Source organism: Bradyrhizobium monzae, assembly GCF_021458635.1.
Classification (GTDB): Bacteria; Pseudomonadota; Alphaproteobacteria; order Rhizobiales; family Xanthobacteraceae; genus Bradyrhizobium.
The window spans coordinates 1,269,896-1,289,605 of sequence record NZ_JAIRDQ010000001.1; the positions used below are offsets into that span (position 1 = coordinate 1,269,896).

The 19,710-nt window shown below is 65.3% G+C and carries 18 protein-coding genes and 1 other RNA gene; 4 read left to right on the top strand and 15 right to left on the bottom strand.

Translation table 11 applies throughout. The features are described 5' to 3' along the window. Positions 1-66: 66 nt before the first annotated feature. The 10 genes from murG to rsmH all read right to left on the bottom strand — a co-directional run bounded on the left by murG (position 67) and on the right by rsmH (position 11,612). Positions 67-1,167: an undecaprenyldiphospho-muramoylpentapeptide beta-N-acetylglucosaminyltransferase gene (gene murG / locus K3F49_RS06195; RefSeq protein WP_234679998.1), complete on the bottom strand. Its 1,101-nt coding sequence runs from the start codon at positions 1,165-1,167 to the stop codon at positions 67-69. Positions 1,168-1,220: 53 nt separating this feature from the next. Beyond that, entirely contained in the window at positions 1,221-2,372 is a 1,152-nt protein-coding gene (gene ftsW / locus K3F49_RS06200) for a putative lipid II flippase FtsW (RefSeq protein WP_234679999.1), read from the bottom strand. A gap of 101 nt (positions 2,373-2,473) precedes the next feature. After that, positions 2,474-2,872, bottom strand: a complete 399-nt coding sequence (locus K3F49_RS06205; protein ID WP_234680000.1) for a hypothetical protein — start codon at positions 2,870-2,872, stop codon at positions 2,474-2,476. A 3-nt stretch (positions 2,873-2,875) separates the two neighbouring features. Then, positions 2,876-4,273, bottom strand: a complete 1,398-nt coding sequence (gene murD / locus K3F49_RS06210; protein ID WP_234680001.1) for a UDP-N-acetylmuramoyl-L-alanine--D-glutamate ligase — start codon at positions 4,271-4,273, stop codon at positions 2,876-2,878. A 10-nt stretch (positions 4,274-4,283) separates the two neighbouring features. Continuing rightward, positions 4,284-5,387, bottom strand: coding sequence for a phospho-N-acetylmuramoyl-pentapeptide-transferase (gene mraY / locus K3F49_RS06215; RefSeq protein WP_234680002.1), 1,104 nt, complete (start codon positions 5,385-5,387; stop codon positions 4,284-4,286). A gap of 176 nt (positions 5,388-5,563) precedes the next feature. Beyond that, positions 5,564-6,943, bottom strand: a complete 1,380-nt coding sequence (locus K3F49_RS06220; RefSeq protein WP_234680003.1) for a UDP-N-acetylmuramoyl-tripeptide--D-alanyl-D-alanine ligase — start codon at positions 6,941-6,943, stop codon at positions 5,564-5,566. Beyond that, positions 6,940-8,397 carry a UDP-N-acetylmuramoyl-L-alanyl-D-glutamate--2,6-diaminopimelate ligase gene (locus tag K3F49_RS06225; protein WP_234680584.1) on the bottom strand — a complete coding sequence of 486 codons (1,458 nt, stop codon included), beginning with the start codon at positions 8,395-8,397 and terminating at the stop codon, positions 6,940-6,942. Before K3F49_RS06225 ends, K3F49_RS06220 begins: the two co-directional genes overlap by 4 nt. Before the next feature lie 81 nt (positions 8,398-8,478). Then, positions 8,479-10,230, bottom strand: a complete 1,752-nt coding sequence (locus tag K3F49_RS06230) for a peptidoglycan D,D-transpeptidase FtsI family protein (protein WP_234680004.1) — start codon at positions 10,228-10,230, stop codon at positions 8,479-8,481. After that, on the bottom strand, positions 10,227-10,619 hold the full coding sequence (gene ftsL / locus K3F49_RS06235) for a cell division protein FtsL (protein WP_234680005.1): 393 nt from the start codon (positions 10,617-10,619) through the stop codon (positions 10,227-10,229). The genes K3F49_RS06230 and ftsL overlap by 4 nt, the downstream gene beginning before the upstream one ends. A 3-nt stretch (positions 10,620-10,622) precedes the next feature. Beyond that, complete coding sequence (gene rsmH, locus K3F49_RS06240; protein ID WP_234680006.1) at positions 10,623-11,612, bottom strand: 16S rRNA (cytosine(1402)-N(4))-methyltransferase RsmH; 990 nt, start codon at positions 11,610-11,612, stop codon at positions 10,623-10,625. Between the two features lie 536 nt (positions 11,613-12,148). Between rsmH and K3F49_RS06245 the strand changes: the two genes are divergently transcribed. Then, positions 12,149-12,934, top strand: coding sequence for an N-acetylmuramoyl-L-alanine amidase (locus K3F49_RS06245; protein WP_234680007.1), 786 nt, complete (start codon positions 12,149-12,151; stop codon positions 12,932-12,934). 124 nt (positions 12,935-13,058) lie between these two features. Then, positions 13,059-14,081, top strand: a complete 1,023-nt coding sequence (locus K3F49_RS06250; protein WP_234680008.1) for a D-cysteine desulfhydrase family protein — start codon at positions 13,059-13,061, stop codon at positions 14,079-14,081. On the opposite strand, the gene K3F49_RS06255 is transcribed toward K3F49_RS06250, so the two are convergent. The 3 genes from K3F49_RS06255 to K3F49_RS06265 form a co-directional block, all read right to left on the bottom strand. Beyond that, on the bottom strand, positions 14,078-15,313 hold the full coding sequence (locus K3F49_RS06255) for an RNA polymerase sigma factor (protein ID WP_452100521.1): 1,236 nt from the start codon (positions 15,311-15,313) through the stop codon (positions 14,078-14,080). The two genes, K3F49_RS06250 and K3F49_RS06255, sit on opposite strands and share 4 nt — an antisense overlap. Next, a complete protein-coding gene (locus tag K3F49_RS06260; RefSeq protein ID WP_234680009.1) occupies positions 15,310-15,660 on the bottom strand; it encodes a YciI family protein in 351 nt (116 codons plus the stop codon). The genes K3F49_RS06255 and K3F49_RS06260 overlap by 4 nt, the downstream gene beginning before the upstream one ends. 87 nt (positions 15,661-15,747) lie before the next feature. Then, entirely contained in the window at positions 15,748-16,098 is a 351-nt protein-coding gene (locus K3F49_RS06265; RefSeq protein ID WP_234680010.1) for a YciI family protein, read from the bottom strand. Positions 16,099-16,247: 149 nt separating this feature from the next. Between K3F49_RS06265 and rnpB the strand changes: the two genes are divergently transcribed. Then, positions 16,248-16,727: RNase P RNA component class A (gene rnpB / locus K3F49_RS06270), an RNA gene on the top strand. Between the two features lie 249 nt (positions 16,728-16,976). Here rnpB and K3F49_RS06275 read toward each other — a convergent pair. Together K3F49_RS06275 and K3F49_RS06280 are read right to left on the bottom strand one after the other, a co-directional pair. Beyond that, positions 16,977-17,690 (bottom strand): alpha/beta fold hydrolase, encoded by a 714-nt coding sequence (locus K3F49_RS06275; RefSeq protein WP_234680011.1) that lies wholly within the window; start codon positions 17,688-17,690, stop codon positions 16,977-16,979. A 74-nt stretch (positions 17,691-17,764) separates the two neighbouring features. Beyond that, complete coding sequence (locus K3F49_RS06280) at positions 17,765-18,226, bottom strand: DUF983 domain-containing protein (RefSeq protein WP_276575351.1); 462 nt, start codon at positions 18,224-18,226, stop codon at positions 17,765-17,767. Positions 18,227-18,275: 49 nt separating this feature from the next. On the opposite strand from K3F49_RS06280, the gene K3F49_RS06285 reads away from it, so the two are divergent. Next, on the top strand, positions 18,276-19,646 hold the full coding sequence (locus K3F49_RS06285) for an aminotransferase-like domain-containing protein (protein ID WP_234680013.1): 1,371 nt from the start codon (positions 18,276-18,278) through the stop codon (positions 19,644-19,646). Positions 19,647-19,710 lie beyond the last annotated feature (64 nt).

Here is a 19,710-nt window from a genome sequence, read left to right on the forward strand (position 1 = left end):
CAAGACGTGGATGGCCGGGACAAGCCCGGCCATGACGGTAAAACTATGGAAATTCCCCGTTTCGCGTCAGATTCCGGCGACTTTGACCACCAGATCGGCCAGCCGCTCCGCGGCATCGAGCCGGCCTGCCCCTTTCGCCGCGGCCGCCATGGCGCCAAGGCGCGCCGGCTCGGCTGCGAAGCCGGAGACCTCTGCGGCGAGACGATCCGGGGTGAACTCGGTCTGCGGGATGCGGATGGCGCCGTCGACCTTGGCCAGCACGCCGGCATTGGCGAACTGGTCCTGGTCGATCGCGCCCGGCAGCGGCACCAGGATCGACGGCCGGCCGATCGCGGCGAGCTCGGCGACCGTGCCGGCGCCGGAGCGCGACACCACCAGATGGTTGGAGGCAAGCCGCGCCGGCAAATCCGTGAAGAACGGCGCGAGCTCGGCATTGATCTTGAGCTTGTCGTAGACCGCGCGCACGCGGGCCATGTCCTCGTCGCGGACCTGCTGGGTAACGATGAGCCGGCCCCACAACGCCGGCTCGAGCCGCTCGATCGCGCCCGGCACGATGTCGGCCATGATGCGCGCGCCCTGGCTGCCGCCGACGATGAGGAGGCGCAGCGGGCCATTCACTTCGGGTGCGACATAAGGCACGGCCGCCGCAGCGAGGACCGCCGGCCGCATCGGCGTGCCGACCGTCGTGGTCTTGGCCGCCAGGGCGGGATCGCGATCGAGCACGCCCGGCAACGACGTCGCGATGGCGCGGACACGGCTCGACAGAAAGCGGTTGGCGCGACCGAGCACCGCGTTGGCGTCGTGGATGATGCCGGGTACGCCGGCGAATTTTGCCGCAACCAGTGGCGGCAATGTGGGATAGCCGCCGAAGCCGACGACGGCGACGGGCTTCAACCGCTTGATCAGGCGGTACGCAGAGAGCGTGCCGGTCGCCAGTGTGAGGCCGGCATAAGTGAGCTGGATCGGATTGCGGCCGCGCGCGGTCTCGCTCGCGACGACGTCGATCATGTCCTTGGTGAACAGCCCGCTATAGCGCAGCGCACGCTCATCGGTGACCAGGCGCACGCGAAAGCCGCGCCGGATCAGCTCGACGCCGACTGCCTCGGCCGGAAACAGATGACCGCCGGTGCCGCCCGCGGCGAGAAGAATCAAGGGGGAGTTGGTCATGGAGAGGGTTTTTACAATGTCTCCCCCGTCATTGCGAGCGACGCGAAGCAATCCTACGCGTAACTCCGCATCGCCTCGGCGTGGCCGCTGGCTTCGACCTCGGTGCGTGGGCGCAGCCGCGTCAGCGCCAGCATCATGCCGACGCCATAGGACAGCGACACGATCGAGGAACCCCCGTACGAAATGAACGGCAGCGTCATGCCCTTGGCCGGGATGAGCTGGAGGTTGACCGACATGTTGATCGCGGCCTGCACGCCGAACAGGATCGCCAACCCCGAGGCCGCAAAGCGCGAGAACATGTCCTCATTGGCATAGGCGCGCGACAGCGTACGAATGACGACGAAGGTAAACAGCGCCAGCATCGCCAGGCACAGGATGATGCCGAACTCTTCGGCGGCAACCGCGAACACGAAGTCGGTGTGGCTGTCCGGCAGGCTGCGTTTTGCGATGCCCTCGCCCGGTCCGAGGCCAAACCAGCCACCGTTGTAGAAGGCCTCCATCGCGGTATCGACCTGGAAAGTGTCGCCGGAAGCCGGATTCATGAAGCGCTTGATGCGTCCGGCAACGTGGGGAACAAAAAGATAGGCGCTGAACAGGCCCGCCGCGCCGATGCCAGCGAGGCCAAATACCCAGATCATGCGCATGCCCGCGATGAAGAACAGCGAGCCCCACACCATCAGGATCAGCATGGTCTGGCCGAAATCCGGCTCCATCACCAGCAGCGATACCAGCATCATCAGCAGAACCAGCGCCATCGAGGTCGCCGGCATCTCAGGCCGCTTGGTCGATTCCGCGAACAGCCACGCCGCGATGACGACGAACGAGGGCTTTGCGATTTCGGAGGCCTGGATGTTGACGCCGAGCAGCGTGATCCAGCGCCGCGAGCCCTTCACCTCGGGGCCGATGGCGAGCGTCACCACGATCAGGATGATGCTGACCGTGAAGATGATCAGCGCGCTTCGCCGGATCGAGCGCGGCGACAGGAAGGAGACGCCGACCAGCACCATGAAGGACGGCGCCAGGAACATCACGTGGCGGCTGAAGAAGTGGAAGGGATCGAGCCCGATGCGGGTCGCGACCGGCGGGCTCGCGGCCAGCGACAGGATGACGCCGGTCAGCATCAGCACCAGGATCGCGCCGAGCAGCGGCTTGTCGACGGTCCACCACCACTCGGTAAAGGGGGTGCGTTCTTCACGGGAGAGCATGGGCGGCCGCTTTCGGACAGAGGTCCGTCCATTGGTCGCCGAGGTTGGTTACCGCAGGGTTAAGGAAATGGATATCTTTGTCGATAGAGCCACCCGCGGCCCTATTCGTAGTTGATCGTGATATCCCCCGCGCGCTGATCGCGCTTGTAGATCTGGCCCGCCTCCGGAATGAAGCCGATCCTGACGGCCCGCTCGCTGCTCCAGGCGACGACCACATCAGGATGCCCGCCGACGCTGACAAAGGTCGGCGTGCTCTCAGGCGAGAAGGTCCGGCCACGCGCCACGATGCTGGCTTGCGTGCTGTCGGGCACGTTCGCTCCGCACGACTTCCAGATCACGACAACCAGCCTGTTGCCGCTCGGGGAGGCGAATAATTTCTGGCGGACGACACGACATGCGCCGAATTCGTGCATGACGGTGTCAGCGAGGAAGACACAGAGGAAGCCGATGGGAATAGCAAGCGCAACGACGACAAGTCCGATCCAGCGTCGCCGCGACATTCGTCAGACCACCGGCTTCACACCTGGCAGCGCCTGCACCAGCTCACGGAACCTGGTGCCGCGGATCTCGAAGTTGCGGTACTGGTCGAACGAGGCGCAGGCCGGCGACAGCAGCACGACCGCGTCGGTAAGGCCCGACGCTTCCGCGTCGCGCGCGGCGTGCTCCACCGCGACGTCGAGCGTCTGGCTGATCTCGTGCCCGACTGGGCCAAGCGTGCCGGAAAATTCCTGCGCGGCCTCGCCGATCAGATAGGCCTTGCGGATGCGCGGGAAGAAGGAGGTCAGGCTGGTGATACCGCCCGCTTTCGGCTTGCCGCCCGCGATCCAGAAAATGTCGGCAAAGGACGATAGCGCATGCGCGGTGGCATCCGCGTTGGTGCCTTTGGAGTCGTTGACGAACAGCACGTTGCCGCGGCGGCCGACCTGCTCCATGCGGTGCGCGAGGCCCGGAAAGCTGCGCAGGCCGTTCTGCAGCACATCAAGGCCGATGCCCATTGCAAGCGCGGCAGCGGCCGCGCACGCCGCGTTCTGCGCATTGTGCAGGCCGCGCAGCGAGCCGATGCCGCCGAGCCTTGCGACCTCGCTGCGGGCCCCCCCCGAGGTCCGCACGATGGTGCCGTGCTCGACATGAATGCCGCTCGCCAGCGGATTCCTGACGGAGATGCGCACCACGTTCTTGCCGGCGCGGTCGAGCCGGTCGGCGATGTCGCGGCAATAGCCGTCATCGACCCCGACGATCGATGTGCCGCCAGGCTGCACGCCTGCAACCAGGCGCTCTTTCACCGCAGCGTAATGTTCGATGGTGCCGTGACGATCGATGTGATCCTCACTGACATTGAGCAGAATGCCGACGGAAGGATCGAGCGAGGGCGTGAGGTCGATCTGGTAGGACGACATCTCGATGACGTGGACGCGGCCCGTGCGCGGCGGCTCCAGCGACAGGATCGCGGTGCCGATATTGCCGCCCATCTGGGTGTCGTAGCCCGCAACCTTCGTGAGATGCGCGATCAGCGCCGTCGTGGTCGACTTGCCGTTGGTACCGGTGATCGCAATGAACGGCGCGTTCGGAGCGTGGCGTCGGCGCTCGCGGCAGAACAGCTCGATGTCGCCGATCACCTCGCAGCCCACCTCGCGCGCCTTCAGCACGCTCCAGTGCGGCACGGGATGGGTCAGCGGCACGCCGGGGGCGAGCACGAGCGCGGCGAAATTCGACCAGGAGACGTTGCGCAGATCCGCGGTGATGAATCCAGCCTGCGCCGCCTTGGCGACATTCTCGGCATTGTCGTCGGCGGCGATCACATCGGCGCCGCCGGCCTTCAGCGCGTGGCAGCAGGCGAGGCCCGAGCCGCCGAGGCCGAACACCGCGACCGTCTTGCCGGCGAAGGATGTGACCGGGATCATCGTGGTACCGTCAGCGCAGCTTCAGCGTGGAGAGGCCGGCAAGCGCCAGCATCACCGAGATGATCCAGAAGCGGATCACGATCTGGGGCTCGGTCCAGCCGAGCTGCTCGAAATGGTGGTGGATCGGCGCCATGCGGAAGATGCGCTTGCCCGTGAGCTTGAACGACACCACCTGCACGATGACGGAGACCGCTTCCAGCACGAACAGGCCGCCGATCACCGCGAGCACGATCTCGTGCTTCACCGCGACCGCGATCGCCCCCAGCATGCCGCCGAGCGCGAGCGAGCCGGTGTCGCCCATGAAGATCGAGGCCGGCGGCGCGTTGAACCAGAGGAAGCCGAGGCCGGCGCCCAAGAGCGCGCCGCAGAGCACCGCAAGCTCGCCGGTGCCCGCAACATATTTGATCTGGAGATAGTCGGCGAACACCGCGTTGCCGGCGAGATAGGCGATCATCGCAAAGCTCGCGGTCGCGATCATCACGGGCACGATGGCGAGGCCATCGAGGCCGTCGGTGAGGTTCACCGCATTGCCTGCACCGACGATGACGAAGGCGCCGAACACGACGAAGAACCAGCCGAAATGCAGCACGGTGTCCTTCAGGAACGGAATCGTCAGCGCGGTCGAGGCTGGGTCGCGGTTCAGCCGCACCAGCGCATAGCAGGCGACCAGGGCGATGACCGCCTCGATCAGCAGGCGCAGCTTGCCGCCGAACCCGCTCGTGGTCTGCTTGGTCACCTTGAGATAATCGTCATAGAAACCGACGAAGCCGAAGCCGAGCGTCACCGCCAGCACGATCCAGACATAGGGATTGAGCGGATTGCACCACAGCACCGTGCCGACCGTGAGGCCGGACAGGATCATCAGCCCGCCCATGGTCGGCGTGCCCTTCTTGGCCAGATGCGATTGCGGGCCGTCGGTGCGGATCGGCTGGCCCTTGCCCTGCCGGATGCGCAGATGATCGATGATCCAGGGCCCGAACAGGAACACGAACAGCGCGCCGGTGACGACGGCGCCGCCGGTGCGGAACGTGATGTAGCGAAAGACGTTCAAAACGGTGCGCACAGCACCGAAGCCCGGAAATGTATTGGAAAGCTCGATCAGCCAGTAAAACATTCAGACAGTCCTATGGCGCCTTTCGCACGCAGGCCTTTTAGACGCGGATTTCGCCTCACGCGCATTCATTGGTTTTCATCATCGGTCGGGCGACCTTCAAGAAACCTGCCGGCAAGAAACCTGCAGGCTTGGTACCGTAAAACGATGAGATTCGGGAACAGCGCCTTCCAAGCAGTTTACGCCTTTGCCTGCAAGGCGGCCACTAGGCCCGGCACAAACTTGTTGACCCAGAACATCTTCTTGCTGCCCTTGACAACCACGACATCGCCTGCCTTCAGCAGGCCCGCGACCTCGCCCGGCTTCAGCGTGGCGGGATCGTCGTGCCAGCCGAGGCCTTTGCCGGCGGGAAGCGCGTCATAAAGGTGCCGCATCAGCGGCCCGACGCAATAGATGCCGTCGATGCCGTCGAGATGCGTGGTCAGCGCGGTGTGGTAGCTTGGTGCATCGTCGCCCAGTTCCAGCATGTCGCCGAGCACCGCAATGCGGCGGCCGCCGGTCATGTTGCGCGCCTGCAGACTTTGCAGCGCAGCAGCAACACTCGCGGGATTGCCGTTAAAGCTGTCGTCGATCACGGTGACGCCGCCGACCGCCTGCTCCACGCCGCGGCCGGTCATGATGCCGACGCGGTCGAGCTTGATCGCGAGCGTCGCGGCATCGAGATGCGCGGCATGAACAGAAGCAAGCGCGGCAAGCGCATTCTGCACGCGGTGCGGCGCGCCCGGCGTCAGGCTGAAGGCGATTTCCTTCTTGCCGATCCTGGCCACGACCTGCCAGCTCTCGCCATGCGGCGCGTGCGCAACCTCATGAACCTCGGCCTTCTCGCCAAAGCGCACCACCTTGCCCCTCCATTCGGACGCCTTGATCCCGGCCGGCAGCACCAGCACGCCGTCCTCGGGCAGGCCGAGCGCGATCGACACCTTCTCGCGGCGGATGGCTTCGAGCGAGCCGAGCTTCTCCAGATGCACCGGTTGGACGTTGACGACGAGCGCGACGGTCGGCCGCGTCAATTCGCTGAGTTGGGCGATCTCACCCGTCTGATTCATGCCCATCTCGACGACCCAGAGGCTGGCATCGGGCCGGGCGTTGCACAGCGTCAGCGGCACGCCCCAGAAATTGTTGAAGCTCGCCGGGCTCGCATAGGCATTGGGATAGGCCGCAAGATATTCCTTGGTGCTGGTCTTGCCGGCACTACCGGTCAACCCGATCACCGGCCCGTTGAAACGCGCGCGTGCGGCGCGGGCGAGGCCCCAGAGGCCGTCGATCAGCGTGTCCTTCACGACGATCTGCGGAATACGAACGCCCGCGATCTCGTGCGGCACGATCATCGCGACCGCGCCTGACGCTTCCGCCTTGTCCGCGAACTCCCAGCCGTCGCGCGCACTGGCGAAGGCCGAGATGAAGCCGCCGCTCGGCGTACCGCTCAACGCCACGAACAGGCTGCCCGGCTTCACCAGGCGGCTGTCCTGGGTAACGAAGTCGATGGCCGTGTCCGGGAATGATCCTGTCGCGCCAAGCGCACGCGCCACCTCGGCAACCGTCCATATTGGCGCGCTCATGCAACCCTCGATGCTAATGCGGCGGCGACCGCCTCGTGATCACTGAACGGCAGGACCTCGCCACCGACGATCTGCCCGGTCTCGTGGCCCTTGCCGGCGACGAGCAGCGCATCGCCATCTTCCAGTTCATCGATCGCGGCACGGATCGCGGTCGCGCGGTCGCCGATTTCGCGCGCGCCCTTGGCGGTGGCGAGGATCGCGGCGCGAATGGCTTCCGGCCTCTCGCTACGCGGATTGTCATCGGTGATGATGACGCGATCGGCATTCTCGGCCGCGATCTGGCCCATGATCGGCCGCTTGCCGGCGTCGCGATCACCGCCAGCGCCGAACACGACGATCAGCCTGCGCTTCGCGTAAGGCCGCAGCGCCTGCAACGCTTTCGCCAGCGCATCGGGCTTGTGCGCATAGTCGACGAAGATCGGCGCGCCGTTGCGCTCGCCGACGCGCTCGAGTCGGCCCTTGGCGCCTTCGAGATGCTCGAGGCTCGCAAAGACACTGGCCGCATCGCTGCCGGTGCCGATCGCGAGGCCGGCCGAGACCAGCGCATTCTCGATCTGGAATTCGCCGACCAGCGGCAGCCGAACCGCATAGCGCTTGCCGCGATGCTCGAGCGCAAGCTTTTGCGAGAAAGCTTCGACCACGGCTTCGATGAGGCGAATGCCTTCGCCCGCCCCGTCGCCGTGACGGCCCACCGCCATCACGCGCAGGCCGCGCGACTTGGCGGCGTCGATCGCTTCCGCCGAGCACTCATGATCGGCCGAGATCACCGCGGCGCCCCCGGGCGGAACGAGCTCGCGGAACAGCCTGAGTTTTGCGGCGAGGTAGTGCGCGACAGTCGGATGGTAATCCATGTGGTCGCGCGAGAGATTGGTGAAACCGCCAGCAGAGAGGCGCACGCCGTCGAGGCGATATTGATCGAGCCCGTGCGACGACGCTTCGAAGGCGAGATGCGTCACACCCTCGTGCGCGATCTCATCGAGCTGTCGATGCAACGCAATCGGATCCGGCGTCGTCAATGAGCCGTAGACTGTGCGTTTCGGCGAGACGAGGCCGATGGTGCCGATGCTGGCCGAGGCGTGACCGAGCCGCTCCCAGATCTGGCGCGTGAACGCGGCAACCGAGGTCTTGCCGCTGGTTCCGGTCACCGCCGCAATCGTCGCAGGCTGGGCCTGGAACAATCTTGCTGCAGCCAACGCCAGTGCGCGGCGCGGATTGGCAACAGCAATGAACGGCACCCTGCAGGCACCAGGCGCATGATCGCCGACCACAGCCACCGCGCCGGCCGCAATGGCAGCATCGACGAAGCGCGCGCCGTCGGTCTTGCTGCCTGCGAGCGCAAAGAAGAGATCGCCCGGCTTCACCACGCGGCTGTCGAGGGCGACACCGCTCACATCGAGCGCCGCGACAGCAGGCTCGATCGTGGCGTCATTGCCTAGGAGGTCACGCAGCTTCATGGTCTTCCAGTCGCCATGCCGGAAAGCCGAATGCAAGGGATAATCCCCCGACTCAGCCGCGGCTACGGCCTACCCGATTGATTACTGGGTTGTCCTGGATGCTGCAAGAATAAGGCGGTCGGACGGCGGCAGATCGAAGCGGGGCTCGATTCCAAGCAGCGGAGCGATACGGGCGATGACCTTGCCCCCCGTCGGCACAGCATTGAAGCCCGACGTGATGAAGCCATACGTCTCCTGCAGCGGCTGTGGCTCGTCCAGCATGATGAGAATCTGATATTTCGGATTGTCGGAGGGCATGATCGCGGTGAAGGAGTTGAGCACCCGCTTCTTGGCATAGCGGCCGTTGATGACCTTCTCGGACGTGCCGGTCTTGCCGCCGATATAATAGCCAGGAACATCGGCCTTCTTGGCGGTGCCGATCTCGGCGTTGAGCCGCATCAGATAGCGCATCTTGTCGGAAGTCTCGGGCTTGATCACGCGCTTGGCCATCGCCGCGGCTTCTTCTTCGCTGCGCTTGAGGAACGTCGGAGGAATCAGATAGCCGCCGTTCATCAGGGCGTTGATGCCCATCACCGCCTGTAGAGGTGCCACGGATAGGCCCTGACCGAACGCGATGGTGACCGTGTTCAGCTCGCCCCAACGGCGCGGCACCAGCGGAGCCGCGCTCTCCGGCAACTCAGTGCGCAGCCGTGTCAACTGGCCCATTTTGGCCAGGAACGCCTTGTGCGCCTCGACGCCCTGACCGAGTGCGATCCGCGCAGCGCCGATATTGGACGAGTACGTGAACACTTCCTTGGTGTTGATGAAACGTCCGAGCGAATGGCTGTCGTGAATAGTGAACTTGCCATAGTGCAGGTTTCCGCGCGCGTCCCACGACGAGTTCAGATTGATCTTGCCGGAATCCAGCGCCATTGCCAGCGTGAACGCCTTGAAGGTCGAGCCCATTTCGTAGACGCCGGTGGTCAGACGATTGATGCGGTCAGGATCGTGGGCTTCTTTCGGACTGTTGGGATCGAAATCCGGGAGAGAGACCATCGCGACGATTTCGCCGGTCTTGACGTTAGAGATAATGCCGGAGGCCGCCTTGGCGTGGAACTTGTCCTTGGCCTTCAGCAGCTCGTCGCGCAGTGCGTGCTCGACGCGCAAATCGACCGACAGCTCGATCGGCTTCTGCAGGCGGTCGGTGGCAAAGCCTGCACGATGGAGGTCGGCGAGGCCCTGATTATCGAGCCACTTCTCCATGCCGGCGATGCCCTGGTTGTCGATGTTGACCAGACCGATGAGGTGGGCGACCTCGTTGCCGGTCGGATAGACGCGCTTGTTCTCGCGGAGGAAGCCGATGCCGGGAATGCCGAGCTTGTGGATGTCCTGCTGCTGCTTTGCCGTGATCTCGCGCTTCAGCCAGACGAAGCCCTTGCGCGACGACAGGCGATCGCGCACCTCGGCTTCGTCGAGGTCGGGCACGGTTGCGGTGAGAAGCTCGATTGCCTCGTCCTTGTCGATGATGCGGCGCGGCTCGCCGAACATGCTGGCCGCCTTGACGTCGGTCGCAAGGATCGCGCCGTTGCGGTCGACGATGTCGGGCCGCGCGGTTGCGACCACTTCCTGCGAGGCCGCGCGCCGCGCACTGTGGGCGTCGGCGCCGATTGCGAACATCACGAGCCGACCGCCGATCAGGGCGTAGACCGAGGCAAAGGCCAGCATCGCCAGGCCGACGCGCGCACGCGCCTTCGCGGCGCGATCGACATTGCGCCCGTAAAGCAGGCTGCGGATCAGCCGCTGCCGCCAGGGCTCGGTCGGACGCTGATTGGGTTTAGCCGGAACAGTGCTCATTGCTTGTCCTCGGGCTGAGGCACGGAGCCCGTCACGGTATCGGGGTCGCTCGCGGCTTCGATGGTGTTGAGCATGGCGCCGATCGGGTCAGGCTCGCCCGGCCTGAACATCCGCGGCGGACGCTCCGGCAGGTTCTTCAGCGAGTCATATTGCGTGCCGTTGACCGGCTTGAGCGGCAGATGGCGGTCGGACAGACCCTGCAGCCGCAAGGGCGCATCAAGCTTGGCCCATTCGGAGCGCAGCGATGCGATCGCATCGCGCTGCTCGCGGATTTCCGCGTGCAGCCGCAGCACCTTCTCGGTGCGCGCGGTGGAATCCATCTTGATCCGGTAGACATAGGCGGCGGCAAAAATCAGCGCGCCGATGACGAGAAGGTGGATGAAGCGCATGTGCTAGCCGCCCCTCATCACGTCGGAGAGTTTTGGCCAGGACGATGGCTCGGCATCGTCATGCGCCGGCGCCGCGGTGCGCTCGGCGGCGCGAAGCTTTGCGGATCGCGCGCGCGGATTATGCGCAACCTCCGCCTCGCCGGCGGTCACGGGCCGCCGCGTCAAAAGCTGGAAGCTCGGCGCACCCTGCGCCACCTCCGGCAGATGGCGCGAACCGCCGCCGGTCTTGGAGCGCTCGGAGAGGAAGTTCTTGACGATACGGTCTTCAAGCGAGTGGAACGAGACCACGACCAGACGGCCGCCGGGCTTGAGCATGCGCTCGGCCGCCGCAAGCGCGGTCTGGAGCTCCTCGAGCTCCTCGTTGACGAAGATGCGCAGCGCCTGGAACGTTCGGGTCGCCGGATGAATATCGCCCGGCTTGGAGCGCACCACCCTGCCGACGAGATCGGCGAGCGCGCGCGTGGTGGTGAACGGCGTCTCCTTCCGATCGGCCACGATGGCGCGGGCAACGCGGCGCGAATGCCGCTCCTCGCCGAAGAGATAGATGATGTCGGCGAGATCGCTTTCCGAAGCGCGCGCAACGACGTCAGCGGCCGTCGGCCCAGCTTGCCCCATCCGCATGTCGAGCGGACCGTCGAGACGAAACGAGAAGCCGCGACCGGCCTGGTCGAGCTGCATCGAGGACACCCCGACATCCATCACGACGCCGTCGACCGCATCGACGCCTTGCGCGGCGCAGACCTCGGCGAGATTCGAGAAGCGGTCTTCGACCAGCGCCAGCCGACCCGCGGCGCGCGTGACCAGCTCCGCGCCGCCGGCAATCGCCGTTTGGTCGCGATCAATCGCGATGACGCGAGTTCCCGTCACATCCAGGATGGCGCGGCTGTAGCCGCCGGCCCCGAAGGTGGCATCGACATAGATGCCGCCCTCGCGCGGCGCGAGATGCTCGATCGCCTCGCGGCCAAGCACGGGAATGTGCGGCGCGTCGCTCATGCGTCGCGCCTGCCGAGTGCGCAGGCCAACGACCAAGTGAAATCGGGAGCGAAGCAGCCCATCACGCCTCGAATAATTCCGCGTCGCGGCGGTTCCACGACCCAACCCCTTTCCAGCATGCTTGCCAGCATGCGTGCCGAGCCCGGTCGTCCCAGGCGGCAGGCCCGGTGTTCCCAGTGGAATATGTCGGGCAGCCATGGGATTTCGAGCCAAAATCGCTTCTGGCCGCCTCCGGACGCGGGTCGGCTCTTCACCCCTCAGTAACGGCCCTTAGCGTTAAGAAAGCGTTGATCGGCTCGTTACAAGTCGAAAAGGCGGCCTGGCGGTGATGCGTCATCCACACACATGCGCCAAAATGCACCCGTTAACCGCACCGCGCGATTGCGCGGACCGGACAGTAAAGAAATAGTAAAGAGAAGGGCTTGGCCCATTCTCCTGTCCGACCTGAGCTGTTTATGTCGTCCGGTTCGTCCACGCCGCCTGGAACTGATTCGAAGCGCCAGCGCGTTCTCCCGGTTCCCAAGGCCGCGGCGAACATGCGGACGTTCGAACCGGATTCGTCGATCGTCTCCGACATCATCCCCTCGCCCAATCATGGCGAGCGCAACAAGGGCCGGCAACCCGACATGATCGTGCTGCACTACACCGGCATGCCCGACGTCGAGGGCGCGCTGGCGCGGCTGTGCACGGCAGGCACCGAAGTATCGGCGCATTATGTTGTTCTCGAAGACGGCCGCATCGTGCAATGCGTCCCCGAAGCGCGGCGTGCCTGGCACGCCGGCGTCTCGTCCTGGGCCGGCGAAGACGACATCAACTCCTGCTCGATCGGAATCGAGATCATCAATCGCGGCCACGATTGGGGTTATCCGGAATATCCGCTGCGCCAGATCGCCGCCGTGATCGCGCTGTGCCGAGGCATCATGCTTCGCCGCAAGGTCACGCCGCAACGGGTGCTCGGTCACTCCGACGTCGCGCCCGCGCGCAAGAAAGATCCCGGCGAAAAATTTCCCTGGCATTCGCTGGCCAATTCCGGCGTTGGCCACTGGGTGACGCCGGCGCCGGTCGTGCGCGGCGAAACCTTGATGCTCGGTACCATCAGCGACGAGGTGCTGAGCCTGCAGCAGGCGCTTGCGCGCTACGGCTATGGCGTGCCGCTGACCGGCAAATACGACGCAGCGACGATGGAAGTCATCACGGCATTCCAGCGCCACTTCCGTCCGGCGCGGCTGGACGGCGTTGCCGATCACTCGACACTGTCGACCTTGCAGGCGCTGCTCGCGAGCCTGCCCGCCGATGGGGCGACGACGCTCGCCGCAAAGTAAGACGCATTCCTTCGCGACAAGACACCTTCCGCTGTTCGCTTGAATGTGATCACGCAATCGTCGCTGCGATGGCGCGCGCCCGGCTATTGTTCGACGATCGGACGCGCGCGGAACGAGCAAAACGATGCAGATCGATCATAAGCCGCTGACTGAGCGCCTCGCAGCCTTTCCGCGCCTGGGGCTGGCCGATCTGCCCACGCCACTCGAACCGATGAAACGGCTGACGGCTCACCTCGGCGGGCCGCGGCTATGGGTCAAACGCGACGACGCAACCGGGCTCGGCTTCGGCGGCAACAAGTTGCGCAAGCTCGACTACGTCCTCCACGATGCAGTCCTGGAGGGCGCCGATACGATCGTCTCGGGTGGTGTCGTGCAATCGAACAGCCAGCGGCAGGTCGCGGCGGTTGCGGCAAAGCTCGGCCTCGCCTGTCATCTGGCCGTCTATCACGGCCGGCTCGCACCACCGACGCCGGAGTACGAGACCTCGGGCAACGCCTTTCTCAATCGGCTGTTCGGCGCGCACCTGCATGACGTGCCCTGGACCGGCGACCGCAACACAGCCATCCGCACGCTCGTCGACGATCTCCGGGCGGAGGGGCGCAGGCCGTATTTCGTGCCCTACGGCGTCTCGAATGCGCTGGGCGCGGTCGCCTATGCCAGCACGATCTGCGAAATCGAGCAGCAGGCGGCGCGGTCGGGCTTCAGGCCGGCCGCGATCGTACATTGCACCGGAAGCGCCGGCACGCAGGCCGGTCTCGTGGTCGGCGCGGCGGCGGCAATGCCGGGGACGAAAATCGTCGGGATCGATATCGATGCGGAGCCTGCGCGGGTGCGCTCCGATGTGATGGCCCTTGCACGGCAAGCAGCCGATCTGCTCGGCGTTGGCTTCGACGTGTCCGCGGTCGAAGTGGTCGCCGGTCATGCCGGACCGGCCTATGGGGTACCGCACGAGGCCACGATCGAAGCGATCCGGCTAGCAGGACAAACGGAAGCGCTTGTGCTCGACCCCGTCTATTCCGGCAAGGGGCTCGCCGGCCTGATCGCAATGATCCGCCAAGGGCGTTGGCGCAGCGACGAGGATGTCATCTTCCTGCACACCGGCGGCGCCCCCGCCCTCTTTGCCTATCAAAGCGCGCTCGGCATCTAGTCGAGCTCCCGCACCCGCCGCGCATACAGCCGCCGTACCGGGTCGAGCTGCGTCGCCTCCGTCGCCACACGATAGGCCTCGCGGGCTTCGTCCTTGCGGCCGAGCCGCCGCAACAGATCGGCACGCACCGCCGGCAACATCTCATAGCCGTCCAGCCCGCCGCGCGCGGTGATCGCGTCGACGAGATCGAGCGCACGCGCCGGACCGTCGACCATCGAGACCGCGGCAGCGTGGTTGAGCTCGATCACCGGCGATGGGCTGATGCGCAGCAGCACCTGGTAGAGCCCGGCGATCTGCGGCCAATCCGTCTCTTCAAAGCTCGGTGCGCGGGCATGCAGCGCGGCGATCGCCGCCTGCACCGCGTAAGGCTGCGGCCGACCCGGCACGCGCAGCGCGTCATCGACGAGACGCAGGCCTGCCTCGATCTGCGCGCGATCCCAGAGCGAGCGGTCCTGCTCTTCCAGCAGAACGATGTCGCCGGCCGCGGTCTCGCGACCGGCACGGCGCGCATCATGGAGTAGCATCAGCGCCAGCAACCCCTTGATGCCCGCGCGGTCGGGCATCAGCCGGTCGAGCAAGCGGCCGAGCCTGATCGCCTCGACCGCAAGATCGGGCCGCATCAGGTCCGCGCCCGAGGTTGCGACATAGCCTTCGGTGAAGACGAGATAGATGACGGCGAGTACGCCGTCGAGCCGCGGCGCCAGCGCGGCGCGTTCCGGCACTTCATAGGGAATGCCGGCGAGCCTGATCTTCTGCTTGGCGCGAACCAGGCGCTGCGCCATCGCGTCCTCACCGACAAGGAAAGCGCGCGCGACCTGCGCGATGGAGAGGCCGCAGACCGTGCGCAGCGTCAGCGCGACCTGGACCTCGGGCGCGAACGCCGGATGGCAGCAGGTGAATATCAGCCGCAGCATGTCGTCGTCGAGCATTGCCGGCGGTTCGGCCGGCGTATCTGCGTTAAGCTCGAGCTCCTGCAGAAGCGCCTGCTGCTTGCCGCGAAAAGCGGCCTGGCGACGCACACGGTCGATCGCCTTGTTGCGACCGACATTGACCAGCCAGGCACGCGGGTTGTCGGGCAGTTCGCCCGCCGCCCAGCGCTCCAGCGCCGCCGCGAACGCATCCTGGAGCGCATCCTCGGCCAGATCGAAATCCCCGACGAGGCGGATCAGGGTGGCCAGCGCCCGCCCCGCCTCGTCGCGGAAGATCCTGTCGATGTCGGTCGCGGCGATCACTTGTAGATCATGACCGGCCTGACCTCGATCGAACCTTCGCGGGCTTCTGGAATACGAGCAGCCAGTGCAATGGCGGTGTCGAGATCCTTGGCCTCGACGAGATAGTAGCCGCCGAGCTGCTCGCGGGTCTCCGCGAAAGGACCGTCGGTCGCCAATGTCTTGCCCTCGCGAACGCGAACGGTGGTCGCGGTCGAGGTTGGCTGAAGCCCGTCGCCGGCCTTGAAGTTGCCGCTCTGGATGATGGACTGCGTATAGGCACCGTACTCCGCGGCCACCGCCTGACGGTCGGCGGGGGTCATGTTGATCAGCTTCTGTTCGTTCCGATAGATCAGCAGCAGATACTGCATCGCTTAACTCCTGTTGTTCAGCTGGATTGCCGACACCAGTCGAACGGGCCGGCACCAAACGACATCATCGCGAGATTATTTTCGAGATCATTTGTAGATCATGACCGGCCGAACTTCGATCGATCCGGCCCGGGCGCCGGGAATCCGCGCAGCCAGTTCGATTGCCGCGTCGAGATCTCTGGCTTCGACGAGATAATAGCCGCCGAGCTGCTCGCGGGTCTCCGCGAAGGGCCCATCGGTCGCAAGCGTCTTGCCATCGCGGACGCGCACGGTGGTCGCAGTCTTGGCCGGCTGCAGTCCGTCGCCCGCCTTGAAATGACCACTCTGGACGATCGACTGGGTGTAGGCGGAATACTCCGCCAGCAGCTTCTGGTAATCCGCGGGCGCCATCTGGCCCTGTTGCGCTTCGTTGCGGTAGATCAGCAGCAGATACTGCATTGCTCAACTCCTGTTGCTGGCGGGATCGCCGGCACCCAGTCGAACGGGGGCCGCGCCCAACGACACGTTCAGGATAAATTATTTACGCCGCCGCGTGCGCGACGATCTCCGCTTGACGAAACCGTCACAATTGCTCAATGCCTAGGCCGTCAGTCGGCCGGACGGCCGCTCCGGCAAGTGCCGAAAGGCCGCCGGGGAGGAAAGTCCGGGCTCCCTTGACATACGGTGCCGGATAACGTCCGGCGGGGGCAACCCCAGGGAAAGTGCCACAGAGAACGAACCGCCCGCCTCCGCCCCTTCGGGGCTTTGGCGCGGCAAGCCCTCGGGCCTGCCGTGCCGTAGCAGCGCAAGCTGCGAAGGCAGGTAAGGGTGAAAAGGTGCGGTAAGAGCGCACCGCGGGTCCGGCAACGGAGCCGGCATGGTAAACCCCACCGGGAGCAAAACCGAATAGGGACGGCGTAGCGGGCTGTTCGCGCAAGCGATAACGCCGCGGGGCGATGTCAGGCCCGCCGTCCGGGTAGGTTGCTCGAGGCCATGTGCAAACATGGTCCCAGAGGAATGGCCGTCACGTATCGTCTGCGCAAGCAGGCGGTGCCTTACAGAACCCGGCTTACAGGCCGGCTGATATTCTAAAACGCTTTCGAGCGAAGTGGCGTTCCGGTTCGCGTGAAGAAAGCGCGTCTTGACTAGGAAGCAACGAGGGGTTCGATGCCAACGCATCGGACCCCTCACCATTTTCCGGGCCGAGCGCCCAGCCATTCAAATGGTGTCATTCCGGGGCTCGCGAAGCGAGAGCCCGGAATCCATCGGACCGCAGGGTTGGTGGAGAAGTGGATTCCGGGTTCGTGCTGCGCACGCCCCGGAATGACGAGCATGAATTACGCTACGATCTCGAGCAGCGTCTTCATCAACGCCTCCGGCGCCGTGACATTCGGCGCGTGACTGGCGTCGAGCTCGACATAGCGCCAGCCCTCTTCGCTCTTCGTGCGTTTTGCGAATTGCCCGAACACATCGCCCGGCGGAATGCGCTTGCAGTAGATGTAACTGCGCGGCATTGCCGGCTCGCCGTGCTGAAGCTTCAGCTTCGTCTCAAAACATTTGATCGGCATGTTGATGCGGCGCGCGTTGAGCCAGTCGAGATCGGCCTGCGGGGTGTCCGGCGGCGGCGGGTTCGGCGGGATGCGATAGCCGTCGGCGGAGGCTGCCGCCTTGCGCATTGGTTCGCGGCCCCCTTCGTTGAGATCAAACAGCGACTGGCCGTCACGCGGCACGAATGCATCGAGATAGATCAATTGCGTCACGCGCTCACGCGCGCGATCGGCGACGCCGGTGGCGACCATGCCGCCATAGCTGTGGCCGAGCAGCACGATGTCGCTGAGATCCTCGAACGTGATGACGTTGAGGATGTCCTTTATATGCGTGTCGAGATCGACCGCGGGGCTGGCGAGATGCGATCGCTCGCCGAGCCCGGTGTAGGTTGGCGCGACCAGCCGGTGGCCGGCCTGCGCCATCAGCGGATGCATCTTCTTCCACGACCACCCGCCGGACCATGCGCCATGACAAAGCAGGAAGGTTCTTGCGCGTGCGGTCATCGGCGTTTCCATCGTTCTTGTTTTGATGCGATGGAGTTTAGCGGGCAGAAGCGCGATGTAAACGCCGCCGGGCCTCAGGCCGCGCGCGGCGCCTTCACCAGCGCGGGCGCAAGCTGACCCGCTTCCCGCCGCAGCTTGCTCGCCTCAAAGCCGTGCATGCCGATCTGCCATTGCAGCCCGACGATGGCGCCCTTGGTCGGTTGCAGCAGCGCGAGCGAAGCAAACAGCGTCACCGGGAGCCAAACCGACAGTTGCAGCCAGACCGGCGGCGCATAAGCGGTCTCGACCGCAAGGATCGCCGGCACCACGAGATGGCCGACCACGACCATCACCAGATAGGCCGGGAAGTCATCGGCGCGCTGGTGAAACAGCTCCTCGCCGCAATGGTCGCAGCTGTCCGCCACCTTCAGGAAGCGACCGAACAGATGCCCTTCGCCGCAGTTCGGGCACTTGCCGCGAAAACCGCGCCACATCGCCTTTGCCAGAGAAACCGAACCGGTCGCCATGACGACACCTCTTCCGTTTTGTTGATCCATACAATACTATCTTGCATCCATACATTCAAAGGATTTGGGCTTAAATTGCATGGATTGGACTCCTACAATCTCGGAGCTGAGCGGGCCGCGCTACCAGCGCATCGTCGAGGCCATGGAGGCCGACATCGCTGCCGGCCGGCTGGTGCGCGGACAGCAATTGCCGACGCAGCGCGCGCTCGCCAAGGCACTCGGCATCGACCTCACCACGGTGACGCGTGCCTACACCGAGGCGCGGCGCCGCGGCATCATGGAGGCCCGCGTCGGACAGGGATCGTTCGTATCGGAGACCAGCGCGCGCCGCGCGATCGACCTGCCGCATCCGGTGGCGATCGACCTCTCGATGAACGTGCCGCCGCAACCGCTCGAAGCGCAGCTCGACGAGCGTATCATCGCCGGCCTCGAAGCCATTCGCGCGCAGTCGGGCCTGACCGCATTCCTGAACTACCAGCCACCCGGCGGCAGCGCGCATGAGCGCGAGGTCGCCGCGCGCTGGATGCGCACGCGCGTTCCGCACGCGCATGCCGACAAGCTCGTGATCTTTCCCGGCGCGCAGACGATCCTGTTCAACTTGCTCGCCCATCTCGCGCGGCCGGGCGACGTCATACTGACTGAGGCCCTCACCTTCCCCGGCATCAAGGCCGCAGCAGCACAGCTCGGCGTCAAGCTCGTCGGCGTCGCCATGGATGACGGCGGCGTTTTGCCCGATGCGCTGGCGAAGGCCTGCCGCACGCACAGGCCGAAGGCCGTCTATCTCATTCCGACGCTGCACAATCCGACCACAGCGACATTGTCTGCGGAGCGGCGCAGCGCGATCGCCAAGATCGTCCGTGATGCAGATACGATGCTGATCGAGGACGACGCCTACGGGCTGCTCGATCGCGCGGCATCACCGATCGCAAACCTCATCCCGGAGCGGACCTATCTCGCGACCACGCTGTCAAAATGCATCGCGCCAGCGCTGCGCGTCGCTTATCTGCTAACGCCCGACAGCGGCGCGCAGCTTCAGATGCGCGGCCATCTCCAGGCCACCGTACAGATGCCGGCACCGCTGATGGTCGCGCTGGTGACGCACTGGCTCGAGACCGGCGTCGCCGACCGTATCATCACCGCAATCCGCAGCGAGGCCGTCGGCCGCCAGCAATTGGCGCAACGCGCATTGAAGGGGTTTCAGTTCCAGGCGAGGCCCACCGCACATCATTTGTGGCTGCACCTGCCGGAAGGACGACCGGACGTCGCCGCGCATCTGCTGCGCAACGGGCTCGCGATCGTTGCCGGCGACGCCTTCACCGTCGACGGAACCTCGCCGCACGCGGCGCGTGTTTCACTCGGCGCGGCACGCAACAGATCGGAATTGACCGAGGCACTGCGCATCCTCGTTGGCGCGCTTCACAAGCCCGCCGATACGCGGCAGATCGTCTAGCAAACTTCTCTGAAATTGACCTCCCGCGCCGCATCTGTGCTATGCGCCATGAGGCGATTGCCGC

Excerpts from the sequence above, each read along its gene's own strand:
- K3F49_RS06265 (WP_234680010.1), bottom strand. The coding sequence starts at position 16,098 with ATGCAGTATCTGCTGCTGATCTACCGCAACGAAGCGCAACAGGGCCAG.
- K3F49_RS06245 (WP_234680007.1), top strand. The coding sequence starts at position 12,149 with ATGCGGACGTTCGAACCGGATTCGTCGATCGTCTCCGACATCATCCCC.
- K3F49_RS06230 (WP_234680004.1), bottom strand. The coding sequence starts at position 10,230 with ATGAGCACTGTTCCGGCTAAACCCAATCAGCGTCCGACCGAGCCCTGG.
- K3F49_RS06205 (WP_234680000.1), bottom strand. The coding sequence starts at position 2,872 with ATGTCGCGGCGACGCTGGATCGGACTTGTCGTCGTTGCGCTTGCTATT.
- ftsL (WP_234680005.1), bottom strand. The coding sequence starts at position 10,619 with ATGCGCTTCATCCACCTTCTCGTCATCGGCGCGCTGATTTTTGCCGCC.
- K3F49_RS06285 (WP_234680013.1), top strand. The coding sequence starts at position 18,276 with ATGGATTGGACTCCTACAATCTCGGAGCTGAGCGGGCCGCGCTACCAG.
- rsmH (WP_234680006.1), bottom strand. The coding sequence starts at position 11,612 with ATGAGCGACGCGCCGCACATTCCCGTGCTTGGCCGCGAGGCGATCGAG.
- K3F49_RS06225 (WP_234680584.1), bottom strand. The coding sequence starts at position 8,397 with ATGAAGCTGCGTGACCTCCTAGGCAATGACGCCACGATCGAGCCTGCT.
- K3F49_RS06280 (WP_276575351.1), bottom strand. The coding sequence starts at position 18,226 with ATGGATCAACAAAACGGAAGAGGTGTCGTCATGGCGACCGGTTCGGTT.
- murD (WP_234680001.1), bottom strand. The coding sequence starts at position 4,273 with ATGATCCCGGTCACATCCTTCGCCGGCAAGACGGTCGCGGTGTTCGGC.
- K3F49_RS06250 (WP_234680008.1), top strand. The coding sequence starts at position 13,059 with ATGCAGATCGATCATAAGCCGCTGACTGAGCGCCTCGCAGCCTTTCCG.
- murG (WP_234679998.1), bottom strand. The coding sequence starts at position 1,167 with ATGACCAACTCCCCCTTGATTCTTCTCGCCGCGGGCGGCACCGGCGGT.
- ftsW (WP_234679999.1), bottom strand. The coding sequence starts at position 2,372 with ATGCTCTCCCGTGAAGAACGCACCCCCTTTACCGAGTGGTGGTGGACC.
- mraY (WP_234680002.1), bottom strand. The coding sequence starts at position 5,387 with ATGTTTTACTGGCTGATCGAGCTTTCCAATACATTTCCGGGCTTCGGT.
- K3F49_RS06220 (WP_234680003.1), bottom strand. The coding sequence starts at position 6,943 with ATGAGCGCGCCAATATGGACGGTTGCCGAGGTGGCGCGTGCGCTTGGC.
- K3F49_RS06260 (WP_234680009.1), bottom strand. The coding sequence starts at position 15,660 with ATGCAGTATCTGCTGCTGATCTATCGGAACGAACAGAAGCTGATCAAC.
- K3F49_RS06275 (WP_234680011.1), bottom strand. The coding sequence starts at position 17,690 with ATGACCGCACGCGCAAGAACCTTCCTGCTTTGTCATGGCGCATGGTCC.